Source organism: Candidatus Woesearchaeota archaeon (assembly GCA_016187565.1).
In the GTDB taxonomy this organism is placed as follows: Archaea; Nanobdellota; Nanobdellia; order Woesearchaeales; family JACPJR01; genus JACPJR01.
In genome coordinates this window covers 107,723-125,731 of record JACPJR010000031.1, presented here as the reverse complement: position 1 = coordinate 125,731, position 18,009 = coordinate 107,723, and the positions used below count along the sequence as shown (strand labels likewise).

General features: G+C 40.6%; 21 protein-coding genes. 11 read left to right on the top strand and 10 right to left on the bottom strand.

Going from position 1 to position 18,009, the window contains the following annotated elements; translation table 11 throughout:
• Window positions 1-19: 19 nt before the first annotated feature.
• Window positions 20-511 (bottom strand): IS1 family transposase, encoded by a 492-nt coding sequence (locus tag HYW21_08345; GenBank protein MBI2549334.1) that lies wholly within the window; start codon window positions 509-511, stop codon window positions 20-22.
• Between the two features lie 148 nt (window positions 512-659).
• Between HYW21_08345 and HYW21_08340 the strand changes: the two genes are divergently transcribed.
• Window positions 660-1,307, top strand: coding sequence for a hypothetical protein (locus tag HYW21_08340; protein MBI2549333.1), 648 nt, complete (start codon window positions 660-662; stop codon window positions 1,305-1,307).
• 85 nt (window positions 1,308-1,392) lie between these two features.
• On the opposite strand, the gene HYW21_08335 is transcribed toward HYW21_08340, so the two are convergent.
• Together HYW21_08335 and HYW21_08330 are read right to left on the bottom strand one after the other, a co-directional pair.
• On the bottom strand, window positions 1,393-2,568 hold the full coding sequence (locus HYW21_08335) for a phosphoglycerate kinase (GenBank protein ID MBI2549332.1): 1,176 nt from the start codon (window positions 2,566-2,568) through the stop codon (window positions 1,393-1,395).
• Window positions 2,569-2,664: 96 nt separating this feature from the next.
• Window positions 2,665-4,146, bottom strand: a complete 1,482-nt coding sequence (locus HYW21_08330; protein ID MBI2549331.1) for a hypothetical protein — start codon at window positions 4,144-4,146, stop codon at window positions 2,665-2,667.
• A 127-nt stretch (window positions 4,147-4,273) separates the two neighbouring features.
• Here HYW21_08330 and HYW21_08325 point away from each other — a divergent pair, with 127 nt between their 5' ends.
• Entirely contained in the window at window positions 4,274-4,432 is a 159-nt protein-coding gene (locus tag HYW21_08325; GenBank protein ID MBI2549330.1) for a hypothetical protein, read from the top strand.
• A gap of 3 nt (window positions 4,433-4,435) precedes the next feature.
• A complete protein-coding gene (locus tag HYW21_08320) occupies window positions 4,436-5,509 on the top strand; it encodes an AAA family ATPase (protein MBI2549329.1) in 1,074 nt (357 codons plus the stop codon).
• A 49-nt stretch (window positions 5,510-5,558) separates the two neighbouring features.
• Here HYW21_08320 and HYW21_08315 read toward each other — a convergent pair whose 3' ends face one another.
• Window positions 5,559-5,849 carry an STAS-like domain-containing protein gene (locus tag HYW21_08315; GenBank protein ID MBI2549328.1) on the bottom strand — a complete coding sequence of 97 codons (291 nt, stop codon included), beginning with the start codon at window positions 5,847-5,849 and terminating at the stop codon, window positions 5,559-5,561.
• A complete protein-coding gene (locus HYW21_08310) occupies window positions 5,846-6,811 on the bottom strand; it encodes an ATP-binding protein (GenBank protein MBI2549327.1) in 966 nt (321 codons plus the stop codon). Before HYW21_08310 ends, HYW21_08315 begins: the two co-directional genes overlap by 4 nt.
• A 384-nt stretch (window positions 6,812-7,195) precedes the next feature.
• On the opposite strand from HYW21_08310, the gene HYW21_08305 reads away from it, so the two are divergent.
• From HYW21_08305 to HYW21_08295, 3 genes are all read left to right on the top strand, one after another.
• Entirely contained in the window at window positions 7,196-7,363 is a 168-nt protein-coding gene (locus tag HYW21_08305; GenBank protein ID MBI2549326.1) for a hypothetical protein, read from the top strand.
• 89 nt (window positions 7,364-7,452) lie between these two features.
• Entirely contained in the window at window positions 7,453-8,025 is a 573-nt protein-coding gene (locus HYW21_08300; GenBank protein MBI2549325.1) for a threonylcarbamoyl-AMP synthase, read from the top strand.
• Between the two features lie 4 nt (window positions 8,026-8,029).
• Window positions 8,030-8,632 (top strand): metallophosphoesterase, encoded by a 603-nt coding sequence (locus HYW21_08295; protein MBI2549324.1) that lies wholly within the window; start codon window positions 8,030-8,032, stop codon window positions 8,630-8,632.
• Here HYW21_08295 and HYW21_08290 read toward each other — a convergent pair.
• The gene (locus tag HYW21_08290; protein ID MBI2549323.1) at window positions 8,619-8,957 is read right to left on the bottom strand and encodes a hypothetical protein; all 339 of its coding nucleotides are present in this window, start codon (window positions 8,955-8,957) and stop codon (window positions 8,619-8,621) included. The two genes, HYW21_08295 and HYW21_08290, sit on opposite strands and share 14 nt — an antisense overlap.
• Window positions 8,958-9,311: 354 nt before the next feature.
• Here HYW21_08290 and HYW21_08285 point away from each other — a divergent pair, with 354 nt between their 5' ends.
• Entirely contained in the window at window positions 9,312-9,773 is a 462-nt protein-coding gene (locus HYW21_08285) for a class III signal peptide-containing protein (GenBank protein MBI2549322.1), read from the top strand.
• Between the two features lie 351 nt (window positions 9,774-10,124).
• Complete coding sequence (locus tag HYW21_08280; GenBank protein ID MBI2549321.1) at window positions 10,125-10,661, top strand: CBS domain-containing protein; 537 nt, start codon at window positions 10,125-10,127, stop codon at window positions 10,659-10,661.
• A gap of 55 nt (window positions 10,662-10,716) precedes the next feature.
• On the opposite strand, the gene HYW21_08275 is transcribed toward HYW21_08280, so the two are convergent.
• The 3 genes from HYW21_08275 to HYW21_08265 all read right to left on the bottom strand — a co-directional run bounded on the left by HYW21_08275 (window position 10,717) and on the right by HYW21_08265 (window position 11,692).
• Window positions 10,717-10,944 (bottom strand): hypothetical protein, encoded by a 228-nt coding sequence (locus HYW21_08275; GenBank protein MBI2549320.1) that lies wholly within the window; start codon window positions 10,942-10,944, stop codon window positions 10,717-10,719.
• Window positions 10,945-10,971: 27 nt separating this feature from the next.
• Complete coding sequence (locus HYW21_08270; GenBank protein ID MBI2549319.1) at window positions 10,972-11,145, bottom strand: hypothetical protein; 174 nt, start codon at window positions 11,143-11,145, stop codon at window positions 10,972-10,974.
• A gap of 196 nt (window positions 11,146-11,341) precedes the next feature.
• Window positions 11,342-11,692, bottom strand: coding sequence for a hypothetical protein (locus tag HYW21_08265; GenBank protein MBI2549318.1), 351 nt, complete (start codon window positions 11,690-11,692; stop codon window positions 11,342-11,344).
• A gap of 235 nt (window positions 11,693-11,927) precedes the next feature.
• Between HYW21_08265 and HYW21_08260 the strand changes: the two genes are divergently transcribed.
• Window positions 11,928-12,191 (top strand): co-chaperone GroES, encoded by a 264-nt coding sequence (locus HYW21_08260; protein ID MBI2549317.1) that lies wholly within the window; start codon window positions 11,928-11,930, stop codon window positions 12,189-12,191.
• A 9-nt stretch (window positions 12,192-12,200) separates the two neighbouring features.
• On the top strand, window positions 12,201-13,832 hold the full coding sequence (gene groL, locus HYW21_08255) for a chaperonin GroEL (GenBank protein ID MBI2549316.1): 1,632 nt from the start codon (window positions 12,201-12,203) through the stop codon (window positions 13,830-13,832).
• Window positions 13,833-13,928: 96 nt separating this feature from the next.
• On the opposite strand, the gene HYW21_08250 is transcribed toward groL, so the two are convergent.
• Complete coding sequence (locus HYW21_08250; protein MBI2549315.1) at window positions 13,929-15,335, bottom strand: sigma-54-dependent Fis family transcriptional regulator; 1,407 nt, start codon at window positions 15,333-15,335, stop codon at window positions 13,929-13,931.
• A gap of 95 nt (window positions 15,336-15,430) precedes the next feature.
• Here HYW21_08250 and HYW21_08245 point away from each other — a divergent pair, with 95 nt between their 5' ends.
• Window positions 15,431-17,926: an SMC family ATPase gene (locus HYW21_08245; GenBank protein ID MBI2549314.1), complete on the top strand. Its 2,496-nt coding sequence runs from the start codon at window positions 15,431-15,433 to the stop codon at window positions 17,924-17,926.
• The last annotated feature ends 83 nt before the right edge of the window (window positions 17,927-18,009 follow it).

Sequence of the window (18,009 nt, the reverse complement as noted above, 5' to 3'; positions counted from 1 at the left end):
CTTTTACCGACGGCGTGGGCTAGGTGTAAATTTGTTTCTCTTTTGATTGCGATATAAGCATAGCAATCTCCTTGTTGATAGTTTGGATAGTCTTTTTCTTCAACTTTTTTTTGTTTTTTTTGATGAACGTCCACAGTTCATCAATTTCTATTGGACTGAGTTTAACATCTTTGAGCAAAAACTCATTCACTTGTTTGCATTTATCAGCCAGACGGTCAGTAAATCTGAGAATTGTATTTCTATTCCTTTCTATGACTCTTCCTACACTTCGTATGCCATTTTTCTCAACAAGTAAATTAGCAATTTGCTTTGCTTCTTTTCGTTTGATTCTGCTTCTATAGAAAATTGTTCCAACTGTTCTAACGAATGTTCTACCGCAGAATGTGCATGTGTAGTTTAGGTTGCCGTTTTTCTTTCTGCCTCTTTTTACTATGTTTTTCATGCCTTTTTTACCAAAAAGGTTGCATGCCTCGTTTGGGCATGCTACATCTAATTTACGCCTCTTTTTCATAAAAATCACCGAATACAAATAATGATAGAACTAGTATTTATATGTATCTTTAATTAAGACATTACCAGGGGTGCCCGCTAATCTTATTATTAATTATTCAGTAGTTACATAGAGAAAGTTTTAAAAAGCTACTCTATATTCTCTTATTATGACATTAATTGCTGTATTTCAAGGAAAAAAATGTGCACTTTTGGCATCAGATTTGCAAGTAAGATTTGCAGAGGAAAATCAACTTGCATTGCCAGTAGAACTGCGTACTTATAAAACTCTAATCTCAGAAAAGTTTAGAAAACTTCCAAACGGAGATTATTTGGCTTTTAATGGTAGATTAAACTTACAAGAATATTCTGTACTTGCATCAAAAAGTCTTGATGAATTGCTATCTGTTCCTCTGGTACATGAACCATCGATAAGGAATGATCAAGATTTAGTAATATTCTATGCGTCAATCCCTGATGCTCAACTTTATGCTGCTCATTTTACACAACCACTTACGGCGGCGCAACGAGGTCAGCCATTTGCGGGAGCAGATGAAATACAGCATGCGCATAATCTTATGGACATTACGGAAAAATTCAGAAGAGGTAAAAAATTTGACAAAGAGTTTTTAAGACAATTATCTGCAAAATATGAAAGATACTTTTTAGATGCTGAGAGAAATACGGATAGTTTCGGCGGATTTACAAGTTATATTGTTTCTCCAAGAAAGATAAGACCCTTAACGAGAAATCTAGGGAAGTTAGAAGGTTGTCAAGAAGCTTATTTGGATACAGAGGGAAATTTTTCTATTGATTAGCTTTTTGAAAAAAAGACTATCTGTTGCGTAAGCAACTGCGGGCACCCCGTTTATGCGAGGGCTCTCAAATTGTAACTAACAACGATTACGCCTTATACTTGAGTACCTCAAGAGCAGGTAAGGTGTTGCCCTCAACTAAGGTGAGAGAAGCACCGCCTCCGGTTGAGACCAAAGTCATTTTGTCCTCGAGGCCTAAAGAATGTACAGCATTGGCAGAATCACCCCCACCAATGATGGAGGTTACCTTCAGCTGGGCAATGGTTTGCGCAATTTCCCTTGTACCCTGAGCAAACTTCTCCATTTCAAACACACCAATAGGACCAAACCAGAGAATAGTTTTTGCGGTTTTCAACTGCTCTTGATACAATTGTACCGTCTGTGGACCAATATCTAATGCCATCCAGCCTGGTTCAATACCTTGGATAGGAACAGTCTTACTCTTTGCTTGAGCATCGAATTTATCAGCAACAACTGCATCGAGAGGCAAGAGCACCTTTGGATTATTCATTACTTCTGCAACAATATCCTTGAGTTCCTCTAACCCTTCAACGTCCACTTTAGAATTACCAACCTCATAACCAGATGCCTTCAAGAGCGTAAAGGCCAATGCCCCTCCGACCACGATTTTATCAGCAATCCCAAGTAAATGTTTCATGGCATTTAACTTGTCTGCCTTCAAACCACCAATAACTGCAACAACAGGTTTTTGGGGATGCTCTAAACACGATTCAATAAGACGAACTTCTTTTGCCACACTTGCACCAATACAGCCATGAATATATTTCGGGACCGAGGTCATAGAGGCATGGTCACGATGGCAATTAGAGAAGGCATCATTCACATAGCGGTCTGCCAGACTTGCCAATTGCTTGCCAAAGGCATCTCTTTCCTCAGGATTTTTACTCTTTTCACCGGGATGGAATCGTAAATTTTCAAGAAACACGACACGTTTGTCTGGCAAACCATGCTCACCCCAATCATCAACCTTGACAACCTCCCTATCCAAGAGTTCACGTAATCGTTCAGCTACCTTATCTGTCCGCAGATGAGGTTCTTTGTTTTTAGGTCTTCCCAGATGACACATCAAAACCAGTTGCTTTGCACCATGATCCAGGACATAGTTAATCGATGGTAATGATACCTGTATCCGTTTATCATCGGTAATGTTTCCGTGTTCATCTAAGGGCAGGTCAAAGCCAACACGCATCAGCACACGCTTGTCAGTAAAGTCTCGGTCTGTTAAGGTAGGTACGTCCATCATCCATCCCCCTCTACTCATTTACTTCTACACCTTCTGAAGAAATCCGGTGTTAGCTGTTCAGTGATGTATGCTACGAATTATGATTATCCCTTTTCATTACCCCTTTAACTGGTAGCGATTTGATTTCACAATGAGTTGCCTTCTGCCCTTTCTAAACTTAATGATGGCTGAAGGGAGATTAAAGCCCCCCAAAATACTTAAGGTTGAATGAATCGTGTAGGTAATAATACGCTCTTCATACGGCTCAAGACTTTCCAGTTCCCAGATTAAGAGGGTCCCCTTAGCTCCACCACGTCGATTAATACTCGTTGGTGGAATGGTTCCTAACTGGATTTCCTTGCCAACCTCAACAAGATGAGGAACTCGGTCAATGACTTTGACGTATTCAACCTCTTTCCCTGTTCTATTCTTGACATGGAGCAAAACCTTTATCTCAGAGATTCCGCCTTCAGTACGTACTTTCTTGGTTATTCCTTTTTTGACAACAACAGGACTTCGAAGCACAAAATACAGAAGAACGACAACAATAAAGACGATGCCCAGATAAAACAATGGCCGATAATCATTCGTTATGTCAATAATAAAAGTTTCATCAGGCTGAAGAGATATCTCCCATTTGAGGTATTTCTTTCCATCCTCGGTTACTCGTACAGGATCAGGAGTTGCTAACGTAAAAAGGGTTTTTAAAAAAAAAGTTTCTTTCTTCATGACTGCATCTTTGACATAATTACCCCTGTTCACAATGGTAATGGTTTCATGGGTATAGAGAAATCCTTCTTCTTTGACACTATCCTTATCAAGGGTAGAGTAGGTTCCAATCTCAAATTCAACAGGTGTTCCTTCAACCGTAAAGGTTCTATTTGCACTGAGAATAGTAAGTTTCGATGTCAGCGAATAGGTTGCAGGTTCTTCCAAAGGATCAAGCTCAACACTAAAGTCCTCTTCTTTTTCCTCAAGAGGTGCGAGAGAAACAACCCGTTCTCTGGTAAAAAGTGGTGATGCCACACTGATGGTCATTTCCTCAATTTCAAGAGGATTACGATTTTTAAGAAATACCTTGACGGTGAACTCGTCACGTGGATCAACTTTGTCAGGCATACGAATATCCAAGGTTACTGAAGGAAGATATTCTTTAATGACCCCTTCCTGTGATTTAATGTTGATATCAAGAGTATCTTTAACAACCTCGCCTGTTTCTTTTGATTTCAGAAACACTTCCAAGAGGTATAAACCAACAGGCATGGTCTGGGTTGGCCTAATCATAACCCTTGTTTGATGTGTTTTTCCTTCAAGAACAGTAACACCACTGATATAATCTACTAAAGGCCAAGTCTGGATACTCCATCGTGGATCATTGGTAAAGGACAAGGTAAAGGCTTCTGCATCTGGATCCTCATTCGTTATCGTGAGGAGGAACTCAGCAGTTTCATTTTGGTAAATGTTGTTTTTGGTAGCCTGGTGGTCTATGCTAAAGGATTGGGCAGAGCTTTGATAAGAAAGCATGAGGAGAAAAAACAGACCCAGCATCACACGTAACATTTGATGCGTAGCAGAGGAGTTTCCTTTATTCGGTTGCACGATTCAGACCCCTTTTCGGTTCTGTACTCGGGAGTCGTACTTCTATATAAATGTTTTGTATGATTTTGTATGGGCATCAGCTTCATCCAAAAAAAGGGTTAGCAGCCTCAAGTCAAAGTCCCATCAAATGATTGAATCCAACCGACAAGGGGGATGTCCCTTACGGGGAATGTCGGCGGTCATACACAAGATACAGGACTTTGAAGCTGCTAACTTGAGCGTTAGCGAATTGTTGGATGAAGCTATGGGCATCGAAACCATTAAAAAGATGCCATTCCTTCTTTAGGGTATGTCACTCTTCAAAGATACGCTTTCCTCAGACCAAACATTGTTTAAGAATCCGGTTGCGCTTGATTATGACTATATGCCTAAGGCCATTCCGTACCGAGAGAACCAACAACAGGCCATTGCTTCCTGTATAAAGCCCTTGTTCCAACGGAGGAATGGAAGGAATATAGTTATTACCGGAAAGCCAGGTATTGGGAAGACCGTTGCAACCAAGCATATTTTCCAGGAACTTAATGAAGAAACAGACGAGATTTATCCATTGTTCATCAACTGCTGGCAGCGCAATACCAGTTATAAAATACTTTTAGAGATGTGTGAACAGATGGGCTATCGATTGACCCATAACAAGAAAACAGAGGAACTCTTTGCCGTTGTCAAGCAATACATCAACAAACAATCTGCAGTCTTTTGCTTTGATGAAATTGACAAGGTTGAGGATTTTGATTTCCTCTACATGATTCTTGAAGAAATTTACCGGAAATCTATACTGCTGATTACCAATTATCATAGCTTTATTTCTCAACTTGACCATCGCATTCTTTCTCGCCTTAATCCTGAGCATTTAGTTTTTGAACCGTATACCGCAGAGGAAACAAAAGGGATCTTACAACAACGCTTAGAATATGCATTCCATCCTAATGTCTGGGAAGACGCAGCATTTTCTCTGGTTGTCCAAAAAACCGTTGCTCTTGAAGACATCCGAACTGGACTCTATTTGCTTCGCGAAGCAGGAACCATTGCAGAAGATAAAAGCACAAAAAAGGTAGGAGTACAACACGCACAGGGCGCTCTTGGAAAACTCAGTAATTTTTCCATTAATAACCCTGACCAACTTGAGGATGACACTCGCTTTATTCTGGAGATTATTAAAGAACATTCTGGAACAAAGATCGGAGAGATCTACAAGGCCTACCAAGAAAAGGGTGGGGCACAGAGTTATAAAACATTTTATCGAAGAGTCAAGAAACTTGAGGATGGCAAATATATCTCAGTAAAAACCATCTCAGGCGGAAGTGAAGGTACCACATCCTTTATCACGTATCAGAACAAAGAGAAAAAGCTTACGGATTTCTAAAAATAAAAATATAAAACATTTGAAACAGTTTTATCTAGGTTACGGGAATTCAATCGCTTTCTTGCATATAATCTACTACAATACCTATTATCTTTCTCACAATTTCATTACAATTCTTGAAAGAGATTTTATCTAACACGCCAGGACCATATTTTCTGATTACCTCACTTATCAAGGCATGAATGAAGGATTGAGTTGCACCTTCTACTCCTTCAAAATCGATTATGATCTCTTGATCTTTTTCTAATGCTGGAACTATCTTCGTGAGTCTGATATCCCTTGCCAAATCTTTATTTTCTGCAAATGAGCCAGTTACGGTTATTATTTTTATTTCGATCATATAAACCTCGGTTTTCTGTATCTCTCTTTTTTTCGTTCTTTTATTGTTTTAATATACACGTCGCTGATGAGATCTAAAAGGAGTGAAAATTCTTTAGTTTTACTCAAGGAAATATCAACTCCAACAACAGTCCCTTCCCAATGAGGGTAATCCTCTCCTGTCGAGTGCCGATCTTCAAAGGGGTCTCCGTGAAGCTTAACATGTTTCATCTCTGGCTTACTTTTTAATAATTTATACATGGCATTGCCGCTATAGATGATAAAGAACTCTCGATTTATCTGTGCTATTGACTTAATAAAAAAAAGACCAGCTCCAGCATTATATTCAGTCCCTCCTATCCTTTGCGTCGTTCCTGTAATACCTGGTGTTAACGCTAATCGAATAGCCTCAAGATGAGTTTCTGCAGGATAAGCGTTATTTATGGTTTTTTTAATGCCAACACCTCTATCCACAATTCCTATCCTGATGGTGTTGCTTTTCTTGTAATATTGAGCTGATACAATGGCTCCTTGTTCAGACCTTGAGTGCTCAAGAACATTCCTAATCAGTTCACTGATAACATATTTTATTGAATCAGTATGCTCCGGGTCTAAGTGAAGTAATGGTATAATGTCAGTAATAAATCTCGTTAGCTCTTGAGAATCATTGATCCTTGTCAGAGGTATAAATCTACCGGCAGGTTCGTGTTCAATGATACTGATGTCTGTTTTAATCTTGAGGAATTTAAATAAACCCATTCTCTCTAAGTAGTGTTTGGATTTCGCTTCCAGTTTCTCACACTTAATCTCCTCAGGTTTAACATTGAGACCTAATGCAGCCACCATACAGAGTGCTACAGGATGTATTGAAATCCATTTTTTATTTGCGGTGATCCTTAACAGGGTAGGATCAGAGAGGACTATGTTCTTTAAAAAAGGGTCAATATTTCCTAAAAAAGCACTATTTGGTAGGTATATCTCCATATCTCCCGGGAATTCATGCAAGTATTTAAATATTTCTTTTTTAACCGGGAATCCCGGTAAATCTAAGAAAACCAAAAATCCTGGAAAAAAGGCTCGTACCTGTATCTTCGCACACGACAAGCTCTGTCCTGTGTTGTAAGCCCTTGATACACCCCCTAAACATATACTTTAGCCATTCTGGTTCTTTGCACAGGACACCTAGGCGGATGAGCTATTTAAATGGACATCACCTCAATAGAGATAACATCGTGAGGAGGTGATCCTTATGAACTATGCAGATACCAGCCACCCAACCATTGAAGCCTTGTTTTTCAGGCAGATCCGTCACCTGACGGTCCAAAGCCTTACCAAGGATACGTATGCATTTATGCCGAGGTGTTCCTTATGATTACCAATATCCGTGCACAAAAAGCTACCATTGTGTGGCGCTTTCCCCATGATGACGACGATGATCCAGACATCTATGGCGAGGATACGGTTCTTGACTTCTGTGAAGACGACATGATCTCGGATAGCGAAGAGGGATTTATGCAAGGATATCTTAGCTCGTAATCCGGTAACTTTCTTTTTCTTTTATTTCTTACCTTGAAAGGATCACTTTTCCATAATCTTTTTAAAGAAAGCTAACCTATAGTTGCTCCATGGAGATCCTTACAAAAGAAGAAGTCTTTTTACGGGATGCAGAACTCGGTGAACGTATCCGTAAAGGAGCATTATTTATTTATCCCACGGATACGATTTATGGTATTGGATGCTCTGCGCTCCATGAAGCAGCAGTAAAGAAAGTCAGGGCTGCAAAATTACGCTACGACCGTCCTTTTTCCATCATTCCGCCAACTAAAGATTGGATTGTAGAACATTGTTCTATAACGACAAAAAGGAAATCCTGGCTTGCAAAACTCCCCGGTCCTTATACCTTAATCCTTCCCCTGAAAGATACTGAAGCCATTGCTCCCTCAGTCAACAATGGTTTAAACACTCTGGGGATTCGTATTCCGAAACATTGGATTACTTCCTTTGTCACTAAACTAGGCATACCTATTATTACTACCTCTGCCAATCAAAGTGGAGGCAACTTCATGACCTCTCTCGATGATCTTCATCCAAAGATCAAAGCAAAGATGGACTTCATCATCTATGAAGAAGAGTTGCAAGGAAAGCCAAGTACGGTTGTGGACCTGAGCACCCCTACGGTAGAAATGAGGACGAGGTAAGACCATGAAAATCCTTGCATCTGGTGATATCCACGGAGATACGGGATTAGCGAAACGGCTTGCAGAACGGGCTGAAAAGGAAAATGTCGATTTAGTTATCCTCTGTGGTGACTTAACCTTACATGAGCAAAGCACCGATCATATTGTCGGACCATTTGTCCAGAAGGGAAAAAAGGTTGTCCTTATTCCCGGAAATCATGAAACCGTTGCAACGGTTGATTTTCTTGCCGAAGTGTACAAAGCAATTAACCTTCATGGTTACTCTATTACCATGAATGATGTTGGCTTTTTTGGGTGTGGAGGAGCAAATATTGGCTTGTTCAGGTTGTCAGAAGAAGAGATTTATGAACTGTTAGCAAAAAGCCATAACTACATCAAAGAAAGTCCGAAAAAAGTGATGGTAAGTCATGTTCATCCTTCAGGAACAAAGATCGAAAAGTTTACTTCTATTTTCCCGGGAAGTGATGGCCTCAGACGAGCAATTGATGCCTTTAAACCCGATATTGTTCTCTGTTCTCATGTCCATGAAGCAGAGGGCATTGAGGAGATGATTGGGAACACAAAAGTAATTAATGTGGGAAAATCAGGAAAGGTTATTGATATCTGATGCCTGTCCCTTTCACCGTGGTTGCAACCACATAGTTTGTTCCTACGCGAAGTACTGATTGGGTCATGGTATAGAGCAGACCTCCTAAGACCATGAGAGATGCACGTGCGATGTCTCCCTGACTGGTGCTTGCTTGAACATATATTTTCCTATAAAGTGGCGTGTTCCCTTCATCACCAGGCTCGCGAGGAATGCGAGAAATAAGGAGGTCAATTTGTGTATCAAGAAAAGCGAAGTCCGGTCTCTCGGGAGAGCAGATTCGTGCATCAAGATCTATACTAGCCGTGTTTCTCTTATCAGGTGGTTCTTCGGTGGTTAACGTCATGGTTATCTACCGAGCAATCGACGTACTCTTTATAAACGTTTAGCTCTTACAGGCTTCATCCAAAAAAAGGTTAGCAGCCTCAAATCAAAGTCCCATCACATTATTGAATCCAACCGACAAGGGGGATGTCCCTTACGGGGAATGTCGGCGATCATAGACAACAGAGAGGACTTTGAAGCTGCTAACTTGAACGTTACAGAACTGTTGGATGAAGCTGCTCTTACAAAGTCAAACATTTTTTCGAAGCGAAACGTTTAAATAACAGTATTCCTGTAGCTTACCATAGCACCGTAAAACATTAGGTGTTACGGTCGTTCAGATCAATATCATAGTGAAAAAATGAGGTGGTTTTAGATGATGAAAAAGGCACAGACAGCAACTGAGTATCTTATCATTCTTGCCGTTGTTATTATCATTGCCCTGATTGTCGTTGGTGTAATGGGAGGTATTCCTGGGATAGGAAGCAGCGCAGGTTCTCGAGCAAGTGCTGCGTATTGGGAAACTGCGGATATTGCTATTCCTCAATATGCTGCCTTTAAGATCGCTGAAGATTTTAATGTCACCATCAAAAATAATCTCAGAAACAGTGTTACCATTACTGCCTTTACTGTTGGTGGGAATACCCAAACCTGTGCTTCGACAAGCTTAGCACCTGGTCAAAGTACTACCTGTAGTAACACTACATGGTCTGGCTGTTCAGCAGCAGGAGATTCCTTTAGTCATAGTGTCAGCGTAACCTACACTGATGATGAAACCGGTGGGAGCTACACCTTTAGCGGCGATGGCAACAAACTAGAAGGGAAGTGTGCCAATTAGCTGAACATTCGGATCATAAATTGCACGCCACCACTGTGGCGGCTGACGGGCTGCTTGCGAGCAGCCCTACGCAACACCCCGGAGGGGACCCGTTGCGTCAGCGCCCAACTGGTTACGCTCAGTTGACACGCAAGGGAGAGCATGAAGCTCTCCGACGCGGCTATACTGGCAGAACGCGGGCCGCGGTGTGTAACTTCAGGTTACACCCATTTGATCAAACTTTGGTAAAGTTTGCGTGGCGTGCACGAGCGGAGGGATGACTCCTCCGGAGTCGCTCGTAGGACATTTTACAACGTAAAATGTCCGTAGCACCGCCTCAAGTGGCGCTGCGAAAGTAATTTACTTTACACTATGAAAACCGGCTATAAAGTCTGCGATGTGATGACCAGTAAACCCATTGTCGTAGCTCAGACGCTATCGCTTGAAGCATGTGCTCAGATGATGGCCAAACATCATGTAAGCACCTTAGTGGTGAAGGACAGCCACAAGGCCCTTGGCATTATCACTGAACAAGACGTTGTGAGAAAGGTCGTGGCAAAAAAGATTTCGCCAAAAGAAGCAGTTAAAAAGTTTATGGAAACAAAGTTGATTACCATTACACCAGAGCAAGACATCTACGAAGCACTCTTGCTGATGAAGGATCACAATATCCGCCACCTGCCAGTTATGGATGGCAAAAAAATGATCGGTCTTTTAACCCTTAAGGATGTTCTCCGTATTCAACCGCAGTTGTTTGATCTTCTGGTAGAGAAGTTTGAGCTCCGCGAGGCAGACACAAAGTTGTCCTTGATTCCTGAAACCGAGGGAATCTGCCAGCTCTGCGGCAGCTATGCAAGAGATCTTTCTGTGCAGGATAGTGTCCGTGTGTGTAGCATGTGCAGAAGATAAATACATTTTTGCTGTTGCCGTAAAGAGAAACTAAAGAGCGGGTTTGATCAGACACTTAATCTACAAAACCAACTATTAAAAAACCAGTCAAGAAAATCGGTACTCCTAAGCCAAAGGTTATGAGCATTACGTCAGTAAAAGTGATCACTATCTCATTAGCATTTTCTATTCTTTGCTTTATAGAGGGATCATCACTCAAACCATTTATTTTATTGATTATGTAAAATGCAGTAAAAATTAAAAGAAGAATGAAAATTCCAGTTATAATTGGATTATCACTCATGGTAGATCCTATATGTTTTTCAAAGGCTTAAAGATTTTTCCTTATAACCTTTCTTTGAATTCGATTTTGAGCACTCATTAGATCAAAACATCTTCTAATGTTCTGCCCCGCTTTCGGTGCCGCAGCTACTGCCCCCACACCCAAACAAAATGTGGTAAATAAACCCTCTTTCGCTTCTAAATTATTTTTGTTTTTTTCCATTTTTGTCACCTAATCCGTCGGTTGTTAAGTTTGCTATCTGATAATTATACATCTCAATTTTAGCAAGATGATCTCTTAGAAGGCGACTAGGGAACAGAGGCAACTGTATCCTTAGCCACCTCTTTCTTCCCATTTGGGTTTTACTTATGGAAGGGTTTTGACCTTTATTAATCTATCGAAACTTATAATTAAGCAGTTATAAAGTCTTAAAGTACCTGGATCTTGATTTAAAAGCCACTAATTTTTTCTGGCTAAATTTCCTAGTAGATTTCTTGATTCTTGGGTCATATACATCCCCATTATCCAAGTTTAACTTCTCACCAGTCTCAAGATTGTGTGCATGCCGCGAGCCATGCATTGAGTCTTGGTCATATTGGTTTATCTGCCAACGCTCTCCTTCAAAGGAGATTCTTTCTTTTAATTCAACAGGCCTTTTGTAGCAAGAAGGAATCATTAATACTGAGCAGACACCACAGCGTCTATTAAGTATGTCATAATCTTTAGTTTCATAACCCCTATGACATTTTGGGCATTTGTAGATTGTCATAAAGGTCGTTAGTGTCCACGAATATATAAACCGATTTGATTTTTTGGTAAATTGAAAGTACAAAATAAACTTTAGGCTCAACGCCAAAACTTTCCAAAAGCTTTATATAGGAGGAGAGATTACCTAAGCTTGACCTTGTTGATCTAAGATCAACGTTCCTCTGCGTAGGGGTAAACGGGGAGAGGATAAAGACAATTCAACGACGTACTATTGAGATAAACAGCGGGGTGAAACCATGCAGGTAAAACCATTAAAAAACAAAGTGCTCATTAAACCAACAGGAGAATCGGAAAAAACAAAGGGAGGAATCTACATTCCAGATTCTGCCAAAGAAAAGACTCAGGAAGGAAAAGTCATTGCTGTTGGCGAAGGGGATGAGGTTTTTGTAAAGGCTGGTGATACAGTTGTGTACGAATCCTACAGTGGCACTGAAATTAAAATCAGTGGAGAAAAATATTTGATCGTTAAGGGCAAGGATATTCTTGCAATAATTGAATAAGGTGAGAACATGGCTGCAAAAGAAATTATCTATGATGAAGAAGCACGAAAAAAGCTTGTGGATGGTGTGAATAAACTTGCCAATGTGGTGAAGATTACGCTCGGTCCAAAGGGAAGAAATGTTGTGTTGGCGAGCAGTTTTGGAAGTCCTACCATTACCAATGATGGTGTATCCATTGCCAAGGAAATAGATTTAGAAGATCCTTACGAAAACATGGGTGCACAACTGGTCAAGGAAGTTGCAACAAAAACCCAGGATATTGCGGGAGATGGAACAACGACAGCAACGCTTTTGGCACAGGCCATTATACGAGAAGGAATGAAAAACATTGCAGCCGGAGCAAACCCCATTGAAGTCAAACGGGGTATTGACAAGGCTGTAGTAAAGGTTGTTGAGGTTGTTAAATCACGGAGCGTTGAAGTAAATACCCGTGAAAAAATAGCACAGGTTGCCACTATTTCTGCTAACAATGACGAGGAAGTTGGAAATCTTATTGCAGATGCCATGGAAAAGGTTGGTCACAAAGGAGTTATTACCGTAGAGGAAGCCAAGTCAATGGAAACCAGCCTCGATGTCGTGGAAGGAATGCAGTTTGATCGTGGTTATCTCTCCCCATACATGGTAACGAATGCTGAAAAGATGATTGCAGAACTTGAAGATGCCTACATCTTACTGTATGACAAGAAGATTACCTCGATGAAAGAGCTTGTACCGCTCTTAGAGCAGGTTGCCCAGCGAAGTGCGCCATTATTGATCATTGCTGAAGATGTTGAAGGAGAAGCATTAGCTACTATTGTCTTAAACCTTCTTCGCGGAGCGTTGCGTGTTGTTGCGGTAAAGGCACCTGGATTTGGTGATGACCAAAAGGCAATGCTCGAAGATATTGCTGTTTTAACCGGAGGAAAAGTCATTAGTGAGGAAAAGGGAATGAACCTTGACCGAGTCTCTCTTGAACACCTAGGACAGGCAAAAAAGATTAACATTACCAAAGAAACCACAACACTTGTCGATGGTGCTGGCAATGCAAAGACCATCAAAGCACGAGTTGTACAGATCGAGCAGCAGATTAAAACAACGGATTCAAAATATGATCTTGAAGATCTCCAAAAAAGATTAGCACGACTTTCTGGCGGTGTTGCCGTTATTAAGGTTGGTGCACCTACAGAAACTGAAATGAAGGAGAAAAAGGCTCGTGTTGAGGATGCACTGCATGCAACAAGAGCTGCCGTTGAAGAGGGCGTTGTTCCTGGTGGAGGTTTGACCTTGTTAAAAGCAATTCCACATCTCAAGAAGATGAAACTTGACGAGGACCAACAGGTTGGCCTTGAAATTGTACTGAGAGCAATTGAAGAACCAGTACGACAAATTGCATCAAATGCAGGTGCAGAAGGTTCTATTATTGTTGAAAGATTAAAACAGGAGTCAGAGCACAGCAGTGTAGGCTATAATGCAAAAACAGGAGTGTACGAAGACATGATGAAGGCAGGTATCATTGACCCTACCAAAGTAACCCGATCTGCACTCCAGAATGCAGGGTCTGTTGCAGGTATGCTCTTAACAACCGAAGCACTCGTCGCTGAAAAACCTGAGAAGGAAGAAAAACATCCTCCTATGCCCGGCGGCATGCCCGGTATGATGTAAGATCCTTCTTTTTTATTTTATTATTCTTTTTGGATTTCCTTTTTCTTTATTTTTTTTCTCAAATAACTTTTCGTTTTTGTGGTTAGCGTTTAGGCTTCAGTTCGCACGACTCGGATGCCATGCCTGAAATCGTTGATATGCTGTACGAATTTCTGCTTGTAATGCCTCAACCTGCTGTGGTTGTGCGAAATAATGAGCATGAGCTTCGGCAATAAAAACAGCTCTTAATCCTCGTTTTCCTTTTCCGCGTATTTGATAGGCATTTGCTTGGGCAATAGCTTCCTGAAGAAGTGGAAAAGAGTTGATAACATGAGGATGGGTCAAGAGCTCTATAAACGAAAAAGCCTTGAATGGTCTTTCTGCAAAGTCATTAAAAGAATTCTCTGCCACAATCCCCTGGAACTCCTCATCTTGTCTCGAAGAGTTTCTAAAAAAATGGTGAAGGTTGTCTGGGGTGAGGTACAAAACAACAGCAGTTCTTTGCCCAACAGGGAGACGATCAGCATAAACATAATTTCGTTGGAGTACATAATGCATGAACGTGCGTGACACTACCCCCTCATAAGCTGACAGGCTTCCTGGCATTATCGGTAAGACACCATCTTCATACCAGCGTCGGGATGGCTCTCCCTTATGCACTCCGTGTGACTGGACAACACTTGCTACGAATCTATGAGGCATATCACCATTGAAAAAAAGATCTGCGTCAGTCATGCGTCCTTCTCGTCGGTAAATAAAGGCACGCTCAATGACATTTTCCATCTCCCGAACATTTCCTTTCCATTCAGCCCGTTCAAGAGCTCGTGCAGCTTCCGGAGTAAGGCCTTCAATATAAGCATTGTATTTTGGATTCATAGTACGAATGAGATGCTCGGCAATAAGAGGAATGTCGCTTCTTCGTTCAGTTAATGGGGGGACGGCAATAGGTATAACATTGAGACGATAGTAGAGATCTTTCCGAAATTTTCCGTCTTCAACAAGCTGCTCAAGGTTTCTGTTAGTTGCTGCAACAACACGAACATCAACATGTTCTGTCCTATTGCTTCCAACTTTGGTGATCTCTTTATCCTGAAGAGCTCGAAGAATCTTTGCCTGAAGGCTTGGATTCATATCACCTATTTCATCTAAAAATATAGTTCCTCCGCTTGCATGCTGAAACTTACCTTCAGTATCCCGGTAAGCTCCGGTATATGATCCTTTAACATGCCCAAAGAGCTCACTCTCAAGAAGCTCTGCAGGAATGCCTGCGCAATTGACAGGAACAAAATGAGATCCATTTCGTCCTTCACTATTATAATGCAAAGCTCGAGCAAAGAGCTCTTTTCCCGTTCCTGTTTCTCCTCGCAATAACACGGTTGTTGGCAAATCAGCAAGATGATTCAGAAGTTCAAACAACTCAATCATAACAGGAGATCGACCAACAATGACCCCGTGATAATCATGAGTACCGTGATCACCACCAATCCGATAACAAGGATCCACATAATGAGCAAGATCGGTCATGTTGAGCTCGGGAAGTAATATTTCTTTAAAAAAGTATCTTCGGAATCGTCCATTAACCACAATATTTTTAACTAGACTCAGATTCTACCCTCATCATGATTCTCAGACGATTGGAACTCCAGAACATTCGTAGTTATCTTCATGAGTTCATTGTATTTCCCGAAGGTTCAGTACTGCTTAGCGGAGATATTGGAACCGGCAAATCAACCATTCTCCTGGCCATTGAGTTCGCTCTGTTTGGCATTCAACGTGGTGAACTTTCTGGAGAAGAATTACTACGACACGGCAAGAATGAAGGCTCAGTCACCTTAACCTTCTCATCTGAAGGAAAAAACATCATCATCAAGCGAAGCCTCAAACGAGCAAAAGAGAGTATCAAACAGGAAAGCGGCTATATCATTGTCGACAATCAAAAAATGGAAGGAACACCAGTTGAACTCAAGGCAAAAATTTTGGAATGGTTAGGTTATCCTAAAGAGATGCTTACAAAAAAAGGGCTGATCTATAGGTACACCGTCTATACACCACAGGAAGAAATGAAACGAATTCTCCTTGATGAAAAAGATGCTCGCTTAGATACGCTGAGAAAGATATTTGGCATTGACCGTTATCAACGTATCAGAGAAAATGCTCAAATCTATCTAAGGGATAACAAACAACATCGTTTACGGTTAGAAGCATTTATCAAAGATCTTCCTGAAAAAGAGCAACAGAAAAAAAGTAAAATCGATGAGGAAAGAATTGTTCGCAAAAACCTAGATGAGTTAGAACCGCTGCTTAACAAGCAGAAGCATGATCTCCAAAAATACAACGAAGGACTTCAACATCTGGAAAAGGAACGAGAAAGATATGCAACGCTCAAACAAAAAAGTGCTGCACGAAAAGCAGAACAGCATGCAAAACAGGCAGAAACAAATGCGCTCATCATCCAACAACAGAAAATAACTGAAGAAATCAGCATTCTCAAGAAACAGCTCGCAGAGTTAACCGAAGAACAAGAACCAGAAAAAAAAGAAGATATACTTGAACAGGAAATCGAAAGACAAATAAAAAAAATGCAGGAGATGCGAGAAGAGATTGCTAAAAATAGAGAAAAACTGAAGAATCTGGCAAATGAAATAATAAAAAAAGAACAGGAGATTCTCGAAAAAGTAAAGGTTGTCAAACAATCTCAGGAAAACGAAGAAAAGATAACAGCGCTCCATGCATCCCTCTCGGAAAGATCAACAGTGGAACAACAAAAAAAAATGCACGAGCAGGAACTCAAGGAATGTCAACAAAAAATGCAAACCTTAGAGGCATATATCCGACAGGCAGCATCACTGAAAGTACGGATAACGCGTATGGAAACATGCCCCACCTGTCTTCAATCCGTCGCAGAATCGCATAAGAAAAAAATGGTACAACAACAGGATATCATGATCGATGAACATCAGCAATTACTCGTCAAAGAAAAAGACATGCATGCAAAATTCGAGAATGCCTATACACTTCTCCAAGAAAAAATTACTGAATTCATTGAGAAAGAGAAAGAACTTGCTAGTTTGAAGGCAATAGCGCTTTATGGAAAGCAATTTACTGAGAAGATTCTTCATGATAGAGAACAGCTTGAAGAGCTAAAAGAGCTACAAGAAAAAATAATCAACAGAGACAAGGAAAAAAATACAGGGGCATTACAACAAGAAGAATTAATCCTTATAAAAACAAAACTAGAACTCACGGTTGCACGAACGTATGCCTTCAAACAGCGAGAAAGAGAACATCTTATGAAAATAATAAAGGAAAAGGAAAAGATGCATGCAACGTTTGCTTTGCGTGAATCTACCCTTCAAAAAGAGATGATGATCATTCAGGAAGAACTGGAAAGCTATGCTCCGTTGATCAAAGGATTGGAAAAATGTGAGGAGATGTATGTAAACATACGTCAAGAACAAGAAGCCTGTCGTGAAAAATGTCACAAGCAAGAACTACAAAAAGTTTCTCTTGAAAAGGAACAAGAGGGGATACAAAAGATTCTCATGATTCTGGAGAATGACATTCGTGAGAAACAACAGAAAAAAAAAGAAAGCATAAGGCTTGGACAGTTACATCAGTGGCTAGAAGATTATTTCTTACCACTCATGCAAACCATGGAACAACATATCATGGTTCATATTCATAAGGAATTTAATGAGCTCTTTCAATCGTGGTTTTCATTATTAATTGAAGACAATATTTTGAGCGTGCGTCTTGATGAGCATTTTACCCCGCTTGTTGAGCAAAATGGCTATGAGACAGACATGCTCAGTCTTTCTGGTGGAGAAAAAACAAGCCTTTCCTTAGCATACCGTTTAAGTCTTACGAAGGTCATTAATGATGTGGTGAGCACGATTAAAACAAAGGATATCATTATTTTAGATGAGCCAACTGATGGATTCTCCTCAGAGCAGCTTGATAAAGTACGAGATGTTCTTGCAGAATTGAATGTCAAGCAAACAATCCTTGTCAGTCACGAGTCAAAGATCGAAAGTTTTGTAGACCATGTTATCCGTATTGAAAAGAACGAGCATGTAAGTAAAGTTATTTCCGAAGGTGCAGAGCAGAACAGTTAAAGCACGACTTAGATACGAAGAGGTTTATTTCCGGGATAATAAATGCCAGAGACCCGATAAAAATCCGTAATATACAATAAGAC